Source organism: Nostoc sp. (assembly GCF_036919555.1).
In the GTDB taxonomy this organism is placed as follows: Bacteria; Cyanobacteriota; Cyanobacteriia; order Cyanobacteriales; family Nostocaceae; genus Nostoc.
In genome coordinates this window covers 118,210-138,768 of the sequence record NZ_JBALCS010000091.1, presented here as the reverse complement: position 1 = coordinate 138,768, position 20,559 = coordinate 118,210, and the positions used below count along the sequence as shown (strand labels likewise).

The window sequence follows — 20,559 nt, the reverse complement described above, 5'->3', positions numbered from 1 at the left end:
GCTATAACCTGCCAAATCCCAAAGTAAATAGGCAAGGAAGCCAATAGCTGCCAAGCGACCATTCCAAATTTCGGCTTGGGGAGTCAAACCAAACAAAAATGCATTGCGATCTACACCGTTGTATGATGCTGCAACAGGTGGTAAATCAGTAGAAGGCCGAGTTTCTTGAGTTGCCATTTCTTTCTCCAAAATTTAGTAGCTTTTTAGGTGTTTAATTTCTATCTAGTAGCCAATCAAATATAAAACGTCGCGTAGGACGCTATAAGCGGCTAAATCCCAAAGTAAATAAGCAAGGAAGCCAATGATTGCTAAACGACAGTTTCAGATTTCGGCTTCATGTGTCTAGCCAAACAGAAAATCATTGCGATCGCAACCATTACCTTTTGCTGCAATTATTCACAAATCTCTGTCTGTAAGAACAAGTTGCCATCTTTGTTATCCTTAACAACTCGTTTGTTAACTTTAATGTAGCTATTAATAACTAGATTGCTTTCTGCCTGTAGGCACAAACTACAGGCACATAATCAACAACATATTCGTGCAGACAAATCCACCCTCAGAGGGTGATAAAAATAAAAATATAAAGAAATGTAACTTTTTAGTGATTAAACTATAATTGCAGAAAAATCAATCGTTGTGATTAAGCAATTAAAATTAAAAAGTCGCAGCCAAGAATTAGCGAGCTTTTTAAGTTCATAATGAACATTTTCACAGTTAGATAATAAAACTTATATCTTCTGCTGGATATAGTTTTCAGCCTTTGGAGAGATGCTTAAAACAGCTAAAGTCTACGATTCTGAGCTAAACAGAGTTAGGTATTGCCATAGGTACAGACATAAATACATACTAAGAGTTGCTTCTCAAGAAATTCTTAATTCCCTAAATTAAAACTTAGAACAAGGAAATACAATGTTCCAAAGTACGGAAATCATGGTGGGACTCTACAAACCACTATTGTGGATAGCACAGGTTCCAGTAGAATCCTCAAACGTCACGCCAGCACAGGCATCGGTTCTCACTTCCGGGCCGCGCTTTTTTGTGGCTTTAATCTCCGGCGTGATCCTAGCCTTTGCTTTCCAATTAGTTCTAACTAATCTCTCCCTTGCAGCCGGTATTTCCTACCTGGGGCACTCATCTGACTCGGATTCAGATTCTGGGGAAGTCGGAAGTTTGGGCGGTAGCATTCGCAAAATCGGCACCGCAGTGGGGGGGTGGACATTATTCACTGTGAGCGTTGCCTTATTTTTTGCCTGTTGGCTTGCAGTCAAATTGAGCCTTGTAATCTTAGACCCAGTATTGGGAGCGATTCTCGGCTTGGTAATTTGGGGTGCTTACTTTTTGATCCTCGTTTGGGTAAGTTCCACCACCGTAGGTTCCTTAATTGGCTCAGTCGTCAATACGGCAACTTCTGGGTTTCAGGCGATTATGGGGACAGCCACCGCCGCACTGGGCGCAAAAGCTGTCAATAACCAAGTTGTAGCGACGGCTGAAGCTGCCGCTAGCGCTATCCGTCGGGAACTAGGGAGCGCCATCGACCCTACAAGTATCCGGGAGAACATAGAAGATTACTTAGAAAAGCTCCGTCCCCCAGAGCTAGATTTGTCGAAAATTCGGGGTGACTTTGAAAATTTACTCAACGATCCGCAATTAAAAGCGATCGCTGGGACTTCAGATATTCGCAACATCAACCGCGAAAAGTTTATCGAGTTAGTCAGCAGTCGCACCGACCTTTCCAAAAAAGACGTTAGCCGCATTTCTGATACCTTGTATAAAGTTTGGCAGCAAGTGGTGAGTCAGCAATCACCCACCCCAGACGGTCTGGCTGAGTTAATGGATTATCTGAAATCAGTTCCAGCAGGACAAAGCAAGACAGATGAACTCAACGCCAAGCTGGATCGGTTAGTAGCAGAAAAGCGTGATTCCAAACAAGCTGACCAAAAGGCGGCTCCAGGGCTAATTCAAAGTACACTCCAGCAAGGACTATCTGCCTTAAGCGCCACTGTGTTGGGACGGACAGATTTGCCTGATTTGGATGTGGAAAAAATCTTGGGTAGCCTCACCAGTGCCAAAGATAAAGTCACTCAACAAGCAGATAAATTAGGGTTGCCAACACCATCGCAACCCTATAGCCCAATTCGGGCTGATGTCGAAAACTACCTGCACAACACTTATGCTTGGCAACTGAGTCAGGAAAAAATCGCTCAGGAATTTCGTGATGTCATCTACGATCCAGCTGCTGATTCAGGAATAGTCAAGAGAGAAGTAGAACGACTATCCCGGAACGATTTCGCCAACATCCTGCAACAGCGAGGACTACTTACCCAAGCCCAAATTCAGCGCATTGCAAATCAGCTAGAAGCTGTTCGCAAAGAGGTGCTGGTGACAGTGACAGCTGTTGAAGAAAGAGAGATAGTCCAAGACTTGCAACGGGGAGTGGAAAGTTATCTGCTCGTTACCCCGAAAGCAGATTTGACAGCCGAAGGCGTTGAGCAGAATTTTAGACCACTGTTGCAAGACCCAGAGGCAGATTATGAAACCCTGATCTTGCGACTGGCGCAGGTTACACGCCAGGAAATGCGGGAGATATTGCTGCAACGTAATGATATCCAGCTATATGAAGTAGACAGCATTCTTGATGAGTTGGAAAAACAACGCGATCGCGTCTTGGTAGAATCTAAAGGATTAGCAGAACAGGCACAATATCAAGCAGAAACCCTGTGGCTGAATGTAGAATCATATCTGCGTAATACAGGGAAATCAGAACTGAATCCTGATGCCATCCGCGCGGAATTCAAAAAGCTACTGGATGATCCTCAAGCTGGAATTACCTCAATTCGGGCACGCTTGTCTCGCTTTGACCGCGATACCTTAGTGCAATTGTTGAGTCAGCGGGAAGATTTGAGTGAAGATCAAGTTAATCAAGCCATCAATGCTGCTGAGGAGTCGTGGCATAGCATTCGCCACACACCCCAAGCGGTAGTGGATAAAGCCAAAGAGCAATACGACTCTGTTACCACCACGATCGCAGATTATCTGCGGAATACTGGTAAACAAGAACTGAATCCAGAAGGTATCCAGCGAGATTTGACCAGATTGTTTGAAAATCCCAAGGAGGGAGCCGTTGCACTGCGCCGTCGGTTGTCGCAGGTAGACCGAGATACACTGGTGAAGTTGCTCAGTCAACGCCAAGACTTAAGTGAAGAACAAGTCAATGAAATCATTGATTCCACACAAAATTCGATTCGCAACTTTGTGCGTGCGCCTCGTCGCCTAGCTACCCGCACACAGCAAAGAATAGAAACATTCAAAGGTAATGTGGAAGAGTATCTGCGGCAAAGTGGCAAAGAAGAACTCAATCCAGAAGGTATCAAGCGCGACTTGCAATTATTGTTGCACGATCCACGAGTTGGGGTGGAAACTTTTAGCGATCGCCTTTCCCATTTTGACCGTTCAACGATCATCGCCCTGCTAAAAATTCGGGAAGATATTTCTGATGAGGAAGCGGCACGGATTGCCGATAACATGGTGTCCGTAAGGGATCAATTTGTAGAACAAGTGCGGAACATCCAACGAGGCATTCAAGATGCAATTGATGGGGTTTTCGGCCGCATCCGTAACTATCTTAACTCTCTGGATCGCCCGGAACTTAACTATGATAGTATCAAACGCGATATTCGCACAGTTTTTGACGATCCCCAGGCGGGGTTTGATGCCCTGCGCGATCGCCTATCTTCTTTTGATCGTGAGACCCTGGTGGCAATTATGAGTTCTCGTGAGGACATCTCGGAGGAAGATGCCAACGGCATCATCGACCAAATTGAACGGGCCCGTAACACAGTATTGCAACGTGCAGAACGCATACAGCAAGAAGCCCAACGCCGCCTAGAACAGGTGAAGCATCAAGCACAGCGGCAAGCTGAAGAAACCCGCAAAGCCGCAGCTACAGCCGCGTGGTGGCTATTTGCTACAGCATCCGTTTCCGCGGTTTTCTCTGCATTAGGAGGAGCGATCGCTGCAAGGCCGTAGTTTAACAAGTTTTCTCCGCTAACTTTTAAGCCTCCCATACCGGGAGGCTTTTTATGCGTTCAATCATAATTTGAGCAAAAGGTAACGTCTTGGTGTTTGTCAAACACACCTATAAATTCCGAGTTAAAAGGGATTAGGGTTGAGATAATCCTGATCTATCTCTGAAATTCTAACGGCAACATTATCTGCTGCCGTTTTAAGCAGCTTCGTCAGGGTTGTTTCCGTCAAACAACGCGGCAGGCAGTGTCAAATCACTCGCCTACAGGCAGCGGCTGGATTTGGGGTGAAGACCTCGAAGCGAGTTGCATCTTTTTAGTTATCGGTGCACGTTCCTCATGGTAGCGGCGCAGTGCGTCGGGAACGTTCGTTATTCCTTCCCCACTCAATGCTCGGGCTAAAGCATCGGCATCCTGAATTGCCTGGTTCGCGCCCTGACCTGCGCGTGGTGCCATAGGGTGAGCCGCGTCGCCCAGCAGGGTGATGTATGCGGTGCTCCAGGTGTCGATGGGTTCGCGTTCGTAGACCGGGTTTGCCCGAACCGGAACCGTCCCAGCTTCGATCAGCTTGATCATGGCAGGGTCGAAGCCTTTGAAGAAATCAAGTAGTTCCGATATTGGCACCTCGCTCGTCCAAAGATCCTTCGGCGGGGTATCCTGCACCATGATGCTGTCCATAGCGAATCCATCATGTTGAGTGCATCTTCAACACTCCATTTCGGAACTGAACCTCCTCCAGGCTGGATGTCATGCTGAGTCAACCAGTTTGCGTAATCAGGAGGAACGATATGTTGGTGAACATCAATCCGGGCAGGATTAGACATGGTTTTTCCTTGTCAAAAATTCAATGGTGTTTTGAGAATCCATATCCTGGGGAAGCAGTTTCTTGAGGATGTGCCGTAATGTCTCTTGTTCGGTGGGATTAAGAGGTACAAAGTTTTTGATTCCTACTTTTTGTACGCGCTTAACTAGCTCATTGACTATCTCTTTACCGGCAGCGGAAACTGAGTGCATATGCAGTCGCCGATCCTTTTCGTGCGGATGCGTCTCAATCAATCCGCGTGCTGCAAGAATACGAATGATACCGTGGATAGTAACGGGCTTCATTCCCACCAACAGCCCCAGTTCGTTTTGAGAAGTTGCGCCTTTCTCCAACAGTTTGATCATGACAACGTACTGCTGGGGTGTGATATCAAGATCGCTAAGTTCCTGGTAGCAGTTGCGATGATTCTTCGCGAATACTCTACCCATGAGATAGCCAAGATCCTCATCCAATAGATACGGTTCATCCACCTCTGCTGGTTTGAGTTGCTCGTTTTTTGGTTTTGGCGATCGCTCTACTGACACTGGCTTCATCCTCAAGGAGATTTGCTTTTGTACGGAATTTATTCTCACAATAACATTATAATCATAACATTATTAGGTTAACAATAAGGAGTATATTGGACTATGCCCAATAAATGAAGTACCTGATCGATGAGCGTTACCCTGATGTGGAATGGGTTACAGTCGTCCATGACCTGACTTTTTACCTATATTCCCTCTGCTTTCTATCCCACGAGATAGAATCACCGCGTTGATTGGCTACAAGTTGCGCATCGTCATCGGCAATCAGCATCATAATTTACAGCAGTTTGCGATCAAATTCACCACAAAAAAAGCTATCTAATAGAACGACAAACTGACTTTAAATCGTTTTGCTAAGTCTCTTTGTGTGCCTTCTTTGTTTTGCCACGCACTTAATATCTTCTGCCGTAAGTCAATCGAATATGCTGCCATCTCTAAATAATCTGTTTTTTTACATCTTTCAAGTTTACAATCTTTGTGGCTGGTTTGATATCAAATTGCTGTAAGTCAAAATTCAAAAGCGGATAAGTCTAATACATGGATAAATCTCCCTTTCCGTGTATTACATTTACGGTGTACACACAAGTCTGAAATAGTTTATTCACCTGGATTTAGGCGTAAGTTTTACCCCTCCCTAACCCTCCCCGATATATTGGGGCTACAGTGTACACACAAGCCTTTGGTGAGGTCATTTAAGATTTATCGCGCAGCCCCTGAGATACCTCACCCTGGTTTCTGCTATACAAAACCTGTCCCTCTCCTTACTAAGGAGAGGGATGTGCTTTCTTGACAGGATGAGGTTTTTGTTTTAGGTAATTCGATAACTTGTGTGTACACCGTAGCCCCGCCTGCGGGAAGGGGATTAAGGGGAGCCAGCGCTCACAGGAGTCTCCCCAAGTGGAGCATCTGGCGTGTGTAGGTTCTTGGGGTTTAAATAAGTAATCAAGCGGACATGATATTACACCCCATACTTTTTAAACCATGCCAAAAGATGTTTCCAACCTTCTTTAGCTTCTTTTTCGCGGTATGAGGGGCGATAATCGGCAAAAAAAGCGTGGGGTACATCGGGGTAGACGATGATTTCAGATTTGCTGCTGCTGGACTTTAAGCGATCGCGCATCTGCTCTACTGTATTGATGGGAATACCTGTATCTTTGCCGCCGTAGAGTCCGAGAATAGGGACTGTCAGTTTTGATGCAATATCGATGGGATTCTTGGGCTGAAGTTCGGTAGCATCGCCCACGAGTCGTCCATACCAAGCCACACCAGCCTTCACCTTGGGGTTGTGTGCTGTATACAGCCAGGTAATGCGGCCGCCCCAGCAGAAGCCTGTAATTGCCAATTTGTTGGCATTACCTTTAGCTGATTTCACCGCCCAGTGTACGGTGTCATCAAGATCCGATAGCACCTGGGCATCTGGCACTTTGGCGACAATTGGGCGAATTTCGTCTATGCTGCTTAACTTCGAGACATCGCCTTGACGGATGAATAATTCGGGTGCGATCGCTAAATATCCCAACTGGGCAAAGCGACGAGTGATATCCTGAATATGCTCGTGTACGCCAAAGATTTCTTGGATTACCAGGACGATGGGAAAATTTTCACCCGTCGCAGGTGCTGCTCTATAGGCAGGAATTTCGCCATCTTTGACGGGAATTTTCACCGCACCAGCTACCAACCCCTTTGCATTGGTGGTGATGACTCCAGCAGAAATGGGTTGTACCGCGAGGGCAAAACCCGTCGCTAGGGTGGCTGTTGCAATAAATTTCCGGCGAGTTACTTCTTGCATCATCTCTACCTTGAATTGGCGAAAGTTTTATTGTTGGTTGACCGTACAGTACTATAATGCGAATACTACGGTTTACCAATTAGTTTACTGCAATACTGGCTGCCTTTGCTACCTGAGTTTTCGCCTGTATACAAAGAGCGATCGCTATATAAAAATGACCTTTTATTAAAGTTTAAGCTGCCTTGAAGAATGAAATACCGTTAAAATACTTACCTCATCATTGCTCACTATATATAGCGTTTCCTAATCACATGAGGTACATCATCGCCACTTCTTCGCTTGCTCTTAGGGGGTTGGGGGTGGGGTTCTTGTACCTCACTCAACCGAGAACCGCTATATACAATCCGGTAATTACCAAATATTATCTCTCGAATATCTTCTTGAGCGATCTCAGGTACTACACGCCCTGAGCAGGGAAACTGTTCTAGACGTTCTACAGATTGAAATACCCTATTTACAAATGCTTGGGCAAAATTTGGTGCATCCCGTGCAATAAAATCGCCAATTGCTTCTAAATCATTTAAAGCTTGACTCGTCCAGCTTACTCTTGCCATATTTTAATTTGCTTTGTGGCTTCTGCATGTGAGATGGTATTACCAGTCTCGACTTGCTTTAAACCTTGATCAACTTTGTACAGGAAATAAAGGCGTTCCATCACTTCCTCAAAAGTAACGTCCTGGGGCATTTCCTCTACTGCCTTGCGAACTTGATATTTTACAGTAGTATCTGCTGTCATTTTTATTCCCTTCAAGAGTTGACGGTGCTAATCTGAATTTAACACTCGGCATCATTGCCGAACAAAAAGCGAAGTTTGCTCAAGTCAAGCCATTTCGTTGCGGGGGTTCCCCTCGTTGTAGGAAGTGGCGCGGCAGAGCCGCAAGAGCAACTTTCCGCAAAATCTAAAATTAAATGACAGAGCCAGTGACTCAATTTAAAGCTATGAATAACTATACCATTTCACTTTCTGACAGTTTAAATAATTTTATAAAACAGGCAATAGCAGAAGGCGGCTATGCCGATGAAAATGAATATATAACCGAGCTACTAAGAAAGAGTCAGCTAAAGCAATTACCCACAAGATTGTCTAATATAGAAAAATTACAGTTATTTAATATAAAAACAGAAAGACTGGAGCAATATTCGCTTTGGAAATATATAGAGAATAATCAATCCACTTCTCAAATATCTGAGGGGACAATATCAAATAATCTCCCTGCTGATGAGTTGATAGAAGCTCCTTTAATTACATTAAGATTATTCATGCAAGACAATGACTGTATTTCTATTAGAAATATCAGTAAGATTTATGATAGTAACCCAGAGATACCCAATGAATTAAAAGATGCTTTTGTAGAGTCTAGAAGTAATTTTAATAAGTTCCTTAACAAAGAATCATTATTTTCAATAGAATCTATAATTTGGATTAATGAACGTGAACATCATACTACACATTATACAAATAAGGAGATTTTATAAGCTTTGCTTTATGGTGAAATTACTCACTTTACTCAAATGGAAGATTATCAAAAATTGTATAGCAATCATTTTAATAAATCATTTAATTTAATGCAAATTATGGTTATTATTCAAAACTTCAAAAGATTTATTCTCATGGTGAAAAAAATTAACCAGCAAGCAATTCCTTATATGAAATCTTAGCTCTATTTTATCCATTTTTTCGCAACGTGGCAACGTGATCGACTAAGCTGAAACCTCTGTAGGACAGGAGTTTTACTTTTTTAACTTCATCGATAATCTGTGAAGTGGAAAAAGTATTTCCATAAAGCCAGGGTTTTTACCGATAAAGAAAACCGAGTTCTTTATTTTGGATAAAATCGAGCTTAGGGAATGTTTTAAAAGTCCTATTGTCGGTAGTAAAACGTTCTAGATCCTTCTAAATTCCCCTTAAAAAAAGGGACTTTGATCCCCGGCTTGCTTCGTTCCAATCTTTAGCATTAAAACTTGAAGCCGTCACACAGCACTTCTCAATTTTTAATCAGTGATTCTACTACTACGCGAAAATTCAAAATGCATTATGATAATCTAAATTCTAAATAAACTAAACTGCAAGATTCTATGCTAACTACCGAAAGACTTGAAAAGGCTGGATTCTTATGTGTTATTCTAATTTTCAGTACTTTATTTATAAAATTAACTTTTATTGCAAATTTATTAATATTTGTATTACTTTTTCTATCTATTTTATGGCATATTCAACGATATCAAGAAGAACAAAAATTAGCTAAATGGAAAATTGAATCCGAAAAGAGAAACCAAGAAAGACTGCTTCAAAAGCAACATGAAGAAGAGCAACGTAAACTAGAAGAAAAAAAGCAAAACGAAGAAGAGAAAATACCTGCCAAAAGATTAGCTGAAGCTCAATCGGCAGAAGCAAGTGCTAGAAGAATATATCAACAGGAAATTAAGAAACAAAATGCCATTGTAGAACTAGAAGTAAATGCTAAAAATTTACTAATAGTTCGCCCTCGAAAAATGAGTAAATTGGATTTTGCTAAAGTTTAAAAAATAGAATTTGTTAGGTTCTCTGAACGGATTTGTCAAGAAGCAAATGACTATTATATAATACAGTCTGATGACGATGGGATCTGGAAAAATCTTTCTTTTAATGCTTTTATATCTTATGTAAGACATAATTACACTAATTATGAGTTTTTATTGTTAGATATCAGGAATCATACTATAGGAATCATATTTGATTTTTGAACAAAATTAGGTATTGTAGGGTGTGTTAGAACGCAGTTCGTAACGCACCAAACCCTTGATGATGGTGCGTTCTGCTGTCGCTAACACAACGCCAGTTGCTACAACGGATAACGCAGCGTTAGCGAGTCATCGAGCGTCGGGAACCTCCGCAACGCACTGGCTCCCCTACGTATCTTTTCAGAAATCAAATACTAGTCCTATATAGCATACAGTATTTTGAAACCTAGAGTGAATGAATTGATTATTAGTATACTTACTTTAATAGACATAAATATGTCAGAGCCAGAATCTTTTTTTATTAGAAAGATGAATAAGGAGTCTATAGATTCCTGGAATTGGGATGTTCAGACAAAGGAAAACCTTAAATCAAGATATGCTAAATTTTAGAAAGTGAATGCTAGATTACAAATACCAATAGCAAATACCATAAAAAATCTACGTAAATATCTTGAAAAAAAGGCAAAAGGTAAATAATTCTTTTACCTTCTGCACTTTGACTTTTGATGAAAATCTCACGAATTATGGAGTTTGAAGAAAACGCCGCCTTTGAGCGATCGCGTGTCAGTTCCATAACTACTAACTGTGAGCGATCGCAGATTATTAAAAAACGGTTTCCCTAATACTTCCACTAGTTTGAGAATCGGTACTTGACGCTCTAACAAATTCTGGCTTTTTGTCCAGTCAAGATATATATAGCCTTGGTTTGGTAAGGGAATTGCAGCGATACTATCTTTGAAATTGGGATTGTCAATTATGGAATTATCCTTAGTTATAAGGATTTCATTCATCGTTTCTAAGTCAGACGTGAAAATTTCATAATTTCCGAAAGTCGTATGCAATCCCCGCACTTTTGTTTCAATGCTGAAAGATGCTCCTTCTTTAACATCACTTTTTTTAGTAGCAGTGGTTAACTCTGTCCAAGCGGAGATTTTTTGCTTGTCTATAGTCAGGGGATTAATGCTGAGTCCGTTGGATGAAGCGATCGCATCCAAACGAGCAACACCTTGTTCTAGACCCTCGGATTTTTCCACCACAAAAATCCAATGAGGGGTTGTTTGCTCTTTCTCAGGTAACAATGCTATGGCATATTCTCCTTGTACCCAGCTAAAAATATACTCTGGCAAATTTATCCCCCAGTCTTTTTGAATATCCGCCAAGGGTTTTGCTAATCGAGAAACCACATCCTCAGAACCATATATAGTTGCTGTCGCTTGTCTCCAGAGTTTGGCTAAATCACTGTTACCCAAATTACTCAAATTCGAGCCAGAAATTGCCAAACCTGCGGACGCTGGAATATACTGCAATGCTCCCACAGGTTTAGATAGTGGTGCAGATGGGGGGACAATTTCCGATGAAGTCAGAAAGGTGGTTTCTGCTAGCAATCCTTTAGGGTTTAACGCCAGGGATATGATTTGGCTGTTATAAAGTTGTTCTGGTAACTCTAACCCTTGCCATTTTGCCACAGTGGGAAGATTCAAGAAAGCTACAGCTAAACCCCCTTTGGGAAGTTGTCTTGTCGCTTTTTGGTATTCGGGCGAGCTAGTCAAATTCAGATCGGGCGCTTGGACGTTATTGATCGCATCTCGCAGCACCTTCGGCTCGTTGGCAAACAACACAAAACCTTCACCAACAACAGCACCAGCTAGATAATTTTGGATTTTAGATTTTGGATTTTGGATTTTCTCTTCTGTGATTACTTCCTGATTGTCATAAATCAGCTTTACGCCTTTGTATTGTTCAACAGCTAAGTTTGCTCCAGCTAACGCCCGTTTGGAAAACAACAACTCAACAAACTCGCGGCTTTTCTCCGGTTCCTTGGTTGCTAGTGCCAATAGATACCCTGTCTGCTGTCCGTTTTCTAAGTCCCGATCAATATCTAAGGTAGTGATAGCTAATGTAATTTCGTCCCCTAACCAGGGTTGAATGTCTTGTTTGTAATCTATGCCACTTTTGGCGAATAAACTGGTTTTGAGTTTAGATAGTTCCTCTTCCCGTTCCAACGCCTGCAAACGGTCAGGATTCGCTAGTAATGATACCATTACAGGCGAAAGTTTCGACACGAATATGGCTGCACCAGGCTGGGAGGTAGAACCAATCAGGTTAGCCGGACTTTTGCCGAAAAACCAGTAAAAGCTAGCGATCGCAATTACTAGCAGTGCGATCGCACCAGCGACGATAAAACTGATAAATGAACGTTGCCTATTCACATTAAACCTATTAAAAAAGACGGTTTACAGCCATTTAAGCAGAAAGATTACCAGAATTAATCAGCCCTGTTGAGAATGGATGCTGATGCCAAGGCAGAGATTTTCTGTCACCATAAATAGTATTAGGATTGTTCACAGAAACCTCATGACAGGGAATTCTTTTAGTCAACCCATGAACCATATTAGTGTAAAAGAACTGGCACAACGTCTATCTTCTAGTGATCCAAGTATTCAGCTAGTAGATGTGCGTGAACCAGAAGAATTGGCGATCGCTAGCATTGAGGGCTTTGTCAATCTACCTTTAAGTCAATTTGCTGAATGGGGAGATCAAGTACCCAATCTCTTCAATCCCCAAGCTGAAACTTTTGTGCTATGTCACCACGGCATCCGCTCCGCCCAAATGTGCCAGTGGTTAATTGCTCAAGGTTTTACAAATGTGCAAAATATTTCTGGTGGTATTGATGCTTACTCCCTATTAGTTGACCCCTCAATTCCCCAGTATTAATTTCTGACTGAATCTCATTACTCAGCTGGGATTTACTCTTCCAGCTGGCTTCTGTTATCCTAAAAATAGGACTGCATCAACTTAAAGTTTTGAGGGAAAACTTTACACCTTTTGCTAGTGAGTATATATTCACGGAGCTTTTCGACCCAAATATATCAGCTATTCTAGAAAAATACGTATTCAATAATACTGTTATTAGTTTAAAGTTATGCAAAAATACTGCTATCAGTAAAGGCAGCTTTTACAGTACAAACCTAGATCCTATTTCAAGCGCATTCTCAATAAAAGCTGGACGTAAACTTTAAAAATACTTATCATTAGAGAACTGTATAATTTGCTATCTTAATTAATTATTAATAATCTTTGTTTGCGATCAAATCTAGAAATTTCTTCAGAGTTTGATTAAAATTTGCCTTCAGTAAAACATGCCCTATGGAAGTCCAGTTAACAAATCGACAACAGCATATACTTTGGGCAACGGTACGTCACTATATTGCTACAGCAGAGCCTGTTGGTTCAAAAGCTTTGGTTGATGAGTACGACCTGGGTGTAAGTTCAGCTACAATTCGCAATGTGATGGGCGTTTTAGAAAAGTCTGGGTTACTTTATCAACCACACGCCTCCGCCGGACGAATACCTTCAGACTCAGGCTATCGCATTTATGTTGACCAGCTAATTACACCTTCTCTGCGAGACGCTACGCGAACGGAAACTTTAGGGCGAGAAGTAGAGGTAGAACTGCAAAAGCTTCTCCAGTGGGAAGATCGCAGTTTAGAAACCCTACTGCAAGGAGCTGCCCAAATTTTAGCAACCTTGAGTGGTTGCATTAGCTTGATTACCATGCCGCAAACCACTACAGCGCTAGTGCGACATCTGCAATTAGTGCAAATAGAAGCCGGAAGGATCATGCTGATTGTGGTGACAGATGGTTATGAGACACATTCCAAGTTGATGGATTTGTCGCCAATACCAGAGGAAACACAACGCGATCCAGAAGTAATTGATCGCGAGTTGCAGATTGTTTCTAACTTTTTGAATAGCCACTTACGAGGGCGAAGCCTGTTGGAATTAGCCAACCTCGACTGGAGCGAACTAGATCAGGAGTTCCAACGCTACGGGGAATTCTTAAAAAATTCAGTTGCCGAATTGACTCGTCGCACTCTTGCACCGACTGCAACCCAAATTATGGTTAGGGGTGTGTCAGAAGTTTTGCGCCAGCCGGAATTTTCCCAGTTACAGCAAGTACAAACGATTATCCACCTGCTGGAAGAAGAACAAGACCAACTATGGCGATTAATATTTGAAGAACCAGAGTTTGAGGATGTTGCCAAGCCAAAGGTAACGGTTCGCATTGGTGCAGAAAATCCTCTAGAACCAATACGCACCTGCACCTTAATTTCTTCCACTTATCGCCGAGGTTCAATACCAGTAGGAAGTGTGGGAGTTTTGGGTCCAACGCGCCTAGATTATGAAAGTGCGATCGCAGTCGTAGCATCTGCTGCTGATTACCTCTCAGAAGCTTTCAATTATTTCAATCCTTAAGGTAATGTTTAGGAATAAGCTGCTAGGAGTCTAGACGGGGGAACAATGCCATTTTGTAGCGGCAAAATCAATAATTAATCCTACTTAAATCTTTCATGGTTAAAAAAATTGCTTTTGGCTTCCTGTGTTTAGGATTCATTATCTATGCTTTTTTCCTCGCACCTCCTGAGCAACCCGGTACATTCGAGTTAATTAAAAACCTTTCTACTGGCCAGTGGCAAGGCGTTAACCCATTAGTTATAGCTCTATTCAACCTCATGAGCATCTGGCCTCTCATCTACAGAAGGCTCCCTAACGCCACTAAAATCTTGTTACCTTACCGTGACTCAGCTTGTCACTGTAACAGTTCCGTGTCCCCAGTGGTAGGTTGCTTTATCTCGATTAGATATTTAGCCATATCCTTATTCTGTATACCTTCCATCACTTAACTTGATTTCGTTACGTTTTCAAATTGATCATGTTACATTTTCAAGTAAGGGTAAATGGAATGGTTGTTGCGATCGCAAAGTTGGAATTATTTGTGTTTATTTTTCTGAATTGGCATAACTGACATAAAGGTGTCTATCTCTGGGATACTGGCGCAAAGCAAATAATGCAATGCACTAACCGTGAACGACCTATCTTAAACGTAGGCAGTCAAAGCAAAAACGTAATCCTATATCGTTGGTATAATGCTTTTACCTTATGTCAGGTTTATGCCAGCTTATCCCTTATGCCAGGGGTGCTATTTCTCTGTAATGCATGCCAGGAACCGGACTTGAACCGGTGACACGAGGATTTTCAGTCCTCTGCTCTACCAACTGAGCTATCCCGGCTGGGGCTTTTGTGAGCCACGATTACTAAATGTAGCAAACATCCAAGAATATAGCAAGCCTTTGGAGAAAAATAAATATTTATAGGATGGCTGAGTGAAAACCCCGGAGAAACAGCAACGTACTTGCGTATTTCGTGCTTTAGACGGAGAATGAAATCCGGCTGCGGAGGCTTTAGCCTCCAGTGATACTTTTTTGCCATCAACATGAGACCTCTTGCATAAATCAAAAATAAGAACCCCACCCCGCCAAAGCTACGCTTTGTCTCCCCTCCCCGCAAGCTCTTAGGGGTTGGGGGTGGGGTGTTAGGGACTTTTGCAAGAGGTCTATGGTAAAATCAGCTCAGTGGAAGGGTAATAAACCACTTAAAAAACCCGATTGCTACCTAACACGTAAACGCTGAACCTTGACAACTGAAGATATGGGGTTCTATTCCATAGTTCTAGTTCCTTCCCAAGAATAGGTAAAATCTTCATGGGGACTAGACAAACAGCATTTTAATCAAACAAATTTTGGCACAATCCAACTACGGTAGGGCATAACGGAAGTTAAAGCTTGGCGAGAGAACCACCTCTGGGTTAGGCAACGCAAGGAGTCTAAGCTAAGTGGACTCGTTGAACCAAGAATCTCCTCGGCTTTAGTCCAAAGAGTGTCAAGCAGCTTTTAACCTCAGCTTAAACCAGATGAAAACAGCTACAAATAGCAGAAATTGAACAAGAACAATACTTGGGCCAGAAGCAAAGTTGAAAATACCTGACACCATGATGCCAGCAATGCTGCTGATGGAACCAACTATCACCGACATGACTAGAAAGCGACTAAAGTGGTGACTCATCAGTTTGGCGGTAGAGGCGGGAATAACTAAAAAGGCGTTCACCAGTAAAACGCCGACAGCTTTAATTGCTACAGCAACGGCGAGTGAAAGCAAGACCACAAATACATAGCGGTACAATTGGACGGGAATACCTTGAACTTGGGCGACATCGGGGTTAAGGGTCAATAAAATTTGCTGCCGCAGGGTTGATAGTAAAAATATGCTACCTCCTACAAGTACTAGCAGCGTCAAAATCAAATCTGTGGTATCGATCGCTAGAATATCCCCGAACAGCACCGCCATCAAGTTGCCACGATATCCTTTAATCAGGCTCGTGAGAATCACACCGATCGCTAATGCCCCAGATAGCACTATGCTAAGTACACTATCGCTAGCTAAGTCGGTTTTGTCGATAAAGTAGAGAACAATAACCCCAAAAACCAAGGTAAAAGGTAACAGCATCCAAGTAGGATTTATTTGTAGCAGCACACCTAACGCCACACCTACTAATGCTGCATGACCAACCGCATGGCTGAAAAAAGATAACTGGCGCAAGGTGACAAAACTGCCCAACATACCGCCAAGTATTCCCATTAACACAGCACCTACGATCGCACGCTGCATAAAGGGGAATTGTAACAAGCTTACCAAGTCATTGCTATTAGCGATCGCAAGCCTTGCTATCTGACAATCATTGAATAAATTCATACTTATAGGCATTAACTAATTCTGAAAGTTTAATTACGAATTACGAATTACGAATTATTTTAATGTTGGTGCTGGTAACGACTGAAACCTGGTCCATAGGTCGCTAAGAGGTTTTCTGGTGAAAGGGCAATTTCGGGCTTACCAGTACAAACAATGCTTTGATTCAGGCAAAGCACGCGATCGCAATGGCGATTTACCATATCAATATCATGAGAAACTTGCAATACCGTCCAACCCTCTTCCCGCTTTAATTCATTTAGCAAAGCATAAAAATCTGCTGTACCTTGCACATCAACACCAGCAAAGGCTTCATCTAGTACCAACAGTTTTCGAGGCATTACCAAACAATAAGCCAATAAAACCCGCTTCAGTTGACCACCACTAAGAGTACCAATAGCTTGATGCTGTAAATGATAAGCATCAGTTCGCCGTAAAGCTTCTATTACTGCTGCCGATTTTTCCCGGTCTTGTCTCCACATCTGGGAGAAAAATGAATCCTTTCTTTTCCCTTCATTAGTCCATCCCAGCCCTACCAATTCGCTAACAGAAATGGGAAAGCTGCGGTCAAAGATGAAGTTTTGCGGCATATAGCCCAACAAGTGACGTAAACGCCCCAGCCTTGCAATTGGGCGACCCAATATTTCAATCGTCCCAGCACTTCGAGGTATCAAATCTAAAACCGCTTTTACCAGGGTACTTTTACCAGCGCCATTGGGTCCAACGATGGCTGTATCTGTTCCTGGCAATAATTCAAAGGAAACATCTCGAACAGCTAGATAGCTGCCTTGATAGACAGTTAATCCTTCTACTTTCAAAATAGCAATGTCATTTGTCATTCTTTCATTGGTTATTGGTCATTAGTCATTGGTCATTTGCAAAGGACATCTGACAAATGAAAAACCTATTTACACGCCGTTTCCAGAGTTTGCAAGTTAGCTTTCATCGCCTGAAAATAATGTTGTGGATCTGTTTCGCCAGTTTCCAGAGAATCCAGAGGACGTAAAGTTAATTTCAAATCTTTGGAGAGGCTGACCAGCAGTTTATTATCTACTCCTGGTTCACTAAATAAAGCTTTAACTTTGTATTTTTTTACTACATTAACTGCATTTTGCACATCGGTTGGTGAAAGTTGATCTTCGGGAATTTGCACCACAGCAACTTGCTTGAGGTTATAGCGTTTAGCTAAATATGGAAACGCATCATGAAATGTAATAAAGGTGCAACTAGGAGTTTTTTGTAAAGTCTGCTGAAATTCGCTGTTTAAACTTTCTAATTCTTTAATATAAGCCGCAGCATTTGCTTCATAAGTAGCTTTATTTGCCGGGTCAGCAGCGATTAATCCATCCCGAATATTTGTTACCTGCTGTTTTGCCAAAACTGGATCTAACCAAACGTGAGGATTACCTTGGGCGTTTTCGTGGTCTTCTTCCTCTTTCGCTGTTTTTACAACAGGCGAAATTTCATTTAAGGGTTTAATACCTTTACTGGCATCAATTTCAGCTAATTTGGTATTTTGGGCATTTTTAACAGTATTTTCCAAAAATTTCTCCAAACCTAACCCATTTTTTACTAACACATTCGCAGTTGCGATCGCTTTAACATTTTCTGGTGTCGCTTGATATTCATGTACCTCCGTACCAGGTGGCACTAGAATTTCTACGTCTGCCACATTTCCAGCTACAGCCTTAGTAAACAAATATATCGGTAAAAATGTCGTCACTACTTTAGTTTTTACCGACTGCGCTGGTGGGGTAGATGCAGCTTCCTGTGCTTGCGGCGACTGTTCAGAAGTTGTTCCCTGATTCGGATTCGATTGACTACAGCCAGTAGCCATTGACAACATTAACAGAGCAATTATGGGCAAGATGCCGCTTCTTTGTCTGCCTGTTCTAAGTCCTCTGCAATTCACAATCACCGTGTTTTCTCCTCAAAACGGATGCAAGTCTGTCTCTGTCACAATTCCTATTCTGCATTTTATACTATAATAATTCTCATTCTCATTCAATACGCATAATATCATTCTGAGTTTCTTGTGTAATGAGTAACAACAAAACTTTTTCAGATGGTACAGCCCTCTGCAATTTAGTTTTCCCTGAATAATTAGAGTTTATTGACTTTTTTTATTAAAAAGGTTCCTAACTTCTGATAAAATTACTGACAAATATTCTTATAAAACACACGTTAAAAAAAACGTGGTTTGGGTGTGAATTGGAGATCAGTGTGAGGAAAAAATGCAAAAATTCTGTAAATATCTGCTAGTTAGTCCAGCAGTCTGCGGTGTAATGCTATTTGTGAATACTGCTACATTTGCAGGTGAAATATCCAACACGTCTGAAATCAATCAACCGCAAGTTTTAGCTAATCCAGACACAAGAGCTACGAACATAGCGCCAGATCAGACAATGGCGCAAGTTACCTCCGTATCTCAATTTTCCGACGTACAACCCACTGACTGGGCATTCCAAGCATTGCAGTCCTTGGTTGAGCGCTATGGCTGTATTGCAGGATACCCAAATAGCACTTATCGCGGTAATCGGGCATTAACCCGATATGAGTTTGCTGCTGGTTTGAATGCTTGTCTTGATCGCGTTAACGAACTTATTGCTACAGCCACTGGCGATTTAGTTAAAAAAGAAGATTTAGCCACATTACAAAAGCTGCAAGAAGACTTTTCAGCCGAACTGGCGACACTCCGAGGTCGTGTAGATTCAGTAGAAACACATACTGCTGAATTGGAGGCACATCAGTTTTCAACCACAACCAAACTGAATGGGGAAGTGGTAATAGCGATCGCAAGTGTCGTAAGTGGGAATACAGTTAATGGTCAAAAAGTCAACCAAAATACTGTCCTTGCAGACCGGGTGCGTCTGAACCTCGACACCAGTTTCACAGGTCAAGATTTACTCAGAACACGACTTCAGGCAACAAACCTAGACCCCTTCTCTCAGACTGCTACCTTTACACCAGAAGGTGACTTCCGATTTGCTGGTGGTAATAACAATAATGGAGTTGTGATAGACGCACTGTTGTATCAGTTCCCTCTCGGTAAGAAAACAGGTGTCACCCTGGAAGCAAATGCAGGTGCAATTGATGATTTCACTAACACAGTCAACCCGTACCTAGATGGGGACGGTGGTACCGGTGCCCTTTCGCATTTTGGAACTCGCAACCCAATTTATTATCTAGCCAATGGTACTGGTATCGGAATAAAACACGAGTTCAGTGATAACCTCGAACTAAGTTTGGGGTATTTAGCCAATGATGCTGCTAATCCTCAACCAGGCTCTGGACTGTTCAACGGTGCTTATGGTGCTATGGCGCAGTTAACTGTTAAGCCTAGCAACCAAATTACTCTTGGTTTAACCTACCTTAACGCCTACAAAAATACCTTTTTTGCCAATGGTAGTGGTGGTAGCAATAACGCTAATGACATATTGGAGAATGCTTCTAGCAACTCCTACGGTATAGAAGCATCCTTTCAACCTAGCTCAAAATTCGTGATTGGCGGTTGGGCTGGCTTGACTAAAGCTCGCGTCCTTTCAGTTACTCCTGGTGATGCTGAAATCTGGAACTATGCCGTCACACTGGCTTTCCCCGATCTTGGGAAAACAGGTAACATTGCAGGCATTGTTCTGGGTATGGAACCTAAAGTTACTAGTGTGAGCGGCTCTCTCAGCAATGCAGGTATTAATAAAGATCCAGACACTTCATATCATATTGAAGGTTTCTATCAATATAAGCTGAGTGACAATATCAGCATTACCCCAGGAGTTATCTGGTTAACAGCGCCAGATCATAATAATCAAAACGATGATATCGTGATTGGTACAGTAAGAACCACATTCACTTTCTAATTCAATACTGTTCGGTTAAGGCAAAAGACGCGATGAATCGCCGTCTCTACAATAATCAGCCTTTCGTAGAGACGGCTATTTATCGCGTCTTTGCAATCTAGATTTTCCATCAAAAAACCTTAACCGAATCGTATTGCTTTCTAATTTTTTAATATTAAAATAAGACACAAGTTAATGCTTTGCGTCTTTTGTTTTGTGTATGATTTAAAAAATAAGTCTTACACGTTTTTAGTAT

Annotated in this window: 16 protein-coding genes, 1 tRNA gene and 1 pseudogene; 7 read left to right on the top strand and 11 right to left on the bottom strand. The window is 42.1% G+C overall.

From position 1 onward, the window contains the following. Positions 1–177 (bottom strand): high light inducible protein (locus tag V7K36_RS25575; protein WP_335120491.1); only part of this gene is annotated, 177 nt, incomplete at its 3' end. Positions 178–909: 732 nt separating this feature from the next. Here V7K36_RS25575 and V7K36_RS25565 point away from each other — a divergent pair. After that, positions 910–4,026, top strand: coding sequence for an MFS transporter (locus V7K36_RS25565; protein ID WP_335120480.1), 3,117 nt, complete (start codon positions 910–912; stop codon positions 4,024–4,026). A 251-nt stretch (positions 4,027–4,277) separates the two neighbouring features. Here the strand turns inward: V7K36_RS25565 and V7K36_RS25560 are convergent, their stop codons facing one another. The 5 genes from V7K36_RS25560 to V7K36_RS25540 form a co-directional block, all read right to left on the bottom strand. Continuing rightward, a complete protein-coding gene (locus tag V7K36_RS25560) occupies positions 4,278–4,700 on the bottom strand; it encodes an FAD-dependent monooxygenase (RefSeq protein WP_335120479.1) in 423 nt (140 codons plus the stop codon). Between the two features lie 138 nt (positions 4,701–4,838). Beyond that, positions 4,839–5,417, bottom strand: coding sequence for a MarR family winged helix-turn-helix transcriptional regulator (locus V7K36_RS25555; protein WP_335120478.1), 579 nt, complete (start codon positions 5,415–5,417; stop codon positions 4,839–4,841). A gap of 910 nt (positions 5,418–6,327) precedes the next feature. Then, the gene (locus V7K36_RS25550; protein WP_335120489.1) at positions 6,328–7,158 is read right to left on the bottom strand and encodes a dienelactone hydrolase family protein; all 831 of its coding nucleotides are present in this window, start codon (positions 7,156–7,158) and stop codon (positions 6,328–6,330) included. Positions 7,159–7,385: 227 nt separating this feature from the next. After that, positions 7,386–7,712, bottom strand: a complete 327-nt coding sequence (locus V7K36_RS25545; protein ID WP_335120477.1) for a type II toxin-antitoxin system RelE/ParE family toxin — start codon at positions 7,710–7,712, stop codon at positions 7,386–7,388. Beyond that, positions 7,700–7,894, bottom strand: a complete 195-nt coding sequence (locus V7K36_RS25540) for a hypothetical protein (RefSeq protein ID WP_335120476.1) — start codon at positions 7,892–7,894, stop codon at positions 7,700–7,702. Before V7K36_RS25540 ends, V7K36_RS25545 begins: the two co-directional genes overlap by 13 nt. Before the next feature lie 173 nt (positions 7,895–8,067). Here V7K36_RS25540 and V7K36_RS25535 point away from each other — a divergent pair, with 173 nt between their 5' ends. Beyond that, a complete protein-coding gene (locus V7K36_RS25535; RefSeq protein WP_335120475.1) occupies positions 8,068–8,634 on the top strand; it encodes a ribbon-helix-helix domain-containing protein in 567 nt (188 codons plus the stop codon). Positions 8,635–9,234: 600 nt separating this feature from the next. Next, a complete protein-coding gene (locus V7K36_RS25530) occupies positions 9,235–9,681 on the top strand; it encodes a hypothetical protein (protein WP_335120474.1) in 447 nt (148 codons plus the stop codon). 713 nt (positions 9,682–10,394) lie between these two features. On the opposite strand, the gene V7K36_RS25525 is transcribed toward V7K36_RS25530, so the two are convergent. After that, positions 10,395–12,089 (bottom strand): DUF3352 domain-containing protein, encoded by a 1,695-nt coding sequence (locus V7K36_RS25525; protein WP_335120473.1) that lies wholly within the window; start codon positions 12,087–12,089, stop codon positions 10,395–10,397. A 145-nt stretch (positions 12,090–12,234) separates the two neighbouring features. On the opposite strand from V7K36_RS25525, the gene V7K36_RS25520 reads away from it, so the two are divergent. The 3 genes and pseudogenes from V7K36_RS25520 to V7K36_RS25510 all read left to right on the top strand — a co-directional run. After that, on the top strand, positions 12,235–12,594 hold the full coding sequence (locus V7K36_RS25520; protein WP_334823860.1) for a rhodanese-like domain-containing protein: 360 nt from the start codon (positions 12,235–12,237) through the stop codon (positions 12,592–12,594). 432 nt (positions 12,595–13,026) lie between these two features. Next, positions 13,027–14,136: a heat-inducible transcriptional repressor HrcA gene (hrcA, locus tag V7K36_RS25515; RefSeq protein WP_335120472.1), complete on the top strand. Its 1,110-nt coding sequence runs from the start codon at positions 13,027–13,029 to the stop codon at positions 14,134–14,136. 95 nt (positions 14,137–14,231) lie between these two features. After that, positions 14,232–14,417: pseudogene (locus tag V7K36_RS25510) on the top strand (DUF2834 domain-containing protein); the annotation flags it as partial. A 461-nt stretch (positions 14,418–14,878) separates the two neighbouring features. On the opposite strand, the gene V7K36_RS25505 reads toward V7K36_RS25510, so the two are convergent. The 4 genes from V7K36_RS25505 to V7K36_RS25490 form a co-directional block, all read right to left on the bottom strand. After that, positions 14,879–14,951 (bottom strand) — tRNA-Phe (locus tag V7K36_RS25505). A gap of 649 nt (positions 14,952–15,600) precedes the next feature. Beyond that, a complete protein-coding gene (locus V7K36_RS25500) occupies positions 15,601–16,470 on the bottom strand; it encodes a metal ABC transporter permease (RefSeq protein ID WP_335120488.1) in 870 nt (289 codons plus the stop codon). Between the two features lie 59 nt (positions 16,471–16,529). After that, the gene (locus V7K36_RS25495) at positions 16,530–17,306 is read right to left on the bottom strand and encodes a metal ABC transporter ATP-binding protein (protein ID WP_335120471.1); all 777 of its coding nucleotides are present in this window, start codon (positions 17,304–17,306) and stop codon (positions 16,530–16,532) included. A gap of 65 nt (positions 17,307–17,371) precedes the next feature. Further along, positions 17,372–18,313 (bottom strand): metal ABC transporter solute-binding protein, Zn/Mn family, encoded by a 942-nt coding sequence (locus V7K36_RS25490; protein ID WP_335120487.1) that lies wholly within the window; start codon positions 18,311–18,313, stop codon positions 17,372–17,374. 388 nt (positions 18,314–18,701) lie between these two features. Here V7K36_RS25490 and V7K36_RS25485 point away from each other — a divergent pair, with 388 nt between their 5' ends. Further along, on the top strand, positions 18,702–20,324 hold the full coding sequence (locus tag V7K36_RS25485; RefSeq protein ID WP_335120470.1) for an iron uptake porin: 1,623 nt from the start codon (positions 18,702–18,704) through the stop codon (positions 20,322–20,324). Positions 20,325–20,559 lie beyond the last annotated feature (235 nt).

Excerpts from the sequence above, each read along its gene's own strand:
- V7K36_RS25565 (WP_335120480.1), top strand. The coding sequence starts at position 910 with ATGTTCCAAAGTACGGAAATCATGGTGGGACTCTACAAACCACTATTG.
- V7K36_RS25560 (WP_335120479.1), bottom strand. The coding sequence starts at position 4,700 with ATGGACAGCATCATGGTGCAGGATACCCCGCCGAAGGATCTTTGGACG.
- V7K36_RS25550 (WP_335120489.1), bottom strand. The coding sequence starts at position 7,158 with ATGCAAGAAGTAACTCGCCGGAAATTTATTGCAACAGCCACCCTAGCG.
- V7K36_RS25545 (WP_335120477.1), bottom strand. The coding sequence starts at position 7,712 with ATGGCAAGAGTAAGCTGGACGAGTCAAGCTTTAAATGATTTAGAAGCA.
- V7K36_RS25540 (WP_335120476.1), bottom strand. The coding sequence starts at position 7,894 with ATGACAGCAGATACTACTGTAAAATATCAAGTTCGCAAGGCAGTAGAG.
- V7K36_RS25535 (WP_335120475.1), top strand. The coding sequence starts at position 8,068 with ATGACAGAGCCAGTGACTCAATTTAAAGCTATGAATAACTATACCATT.
- V7K36_RS25530 (WP_335120474.1), top strand. The coding sequence starts at position 9,235 with ATGCTAACTACCGAAAGACTTGAAAAGGCTGGATTCTTATGTGTTATT.
- V7K36_RS25520 (WP_334823860.1), top strand. The coding sequence starts at position 12,235 with ATGACAGGGAATTCTTTTAGTCAACCCATGAACCATATTAGTGTAAAA.
- hrcA (WP_335120472.1), top strand. The coding sequence starts at position 13,027 with ATGGAAGTCCAGTTAACAAATCGACAACAGCATATACTTTGGGCAACG.
- V7K36_RS25500 (WP_335120488.1), bottom strand. The coding sequence starts at position 16,470 with ATGAATTTATTCAATGATTGTCAGATAGCAAGGCTTGCGATCGCTAAT.
- V7K36_RS25495 (WP_335120471.1), bottom strand. The coding sequence starts at position 17,306 with ATGACAAATGACATTGCTATTTTGAAAGTAGAAGGATTAACTGTCTAT.
- V7K36_RS25490 (WP_335120487.1), bottom strand. The coding sequence starts at position 18,313 with ATGTTGTCAATGGCTACTGGCTGTAGTCAATCGAATCCGAATCAGGGA.
- V7K36_RS25485 (WP_335120470.1), top strand. The coding sequence starts at position 18,702 with ATGCAAAAATTCTGTAAATATCTGCTAGTTAGTCCAGCAGTCTGCGGT.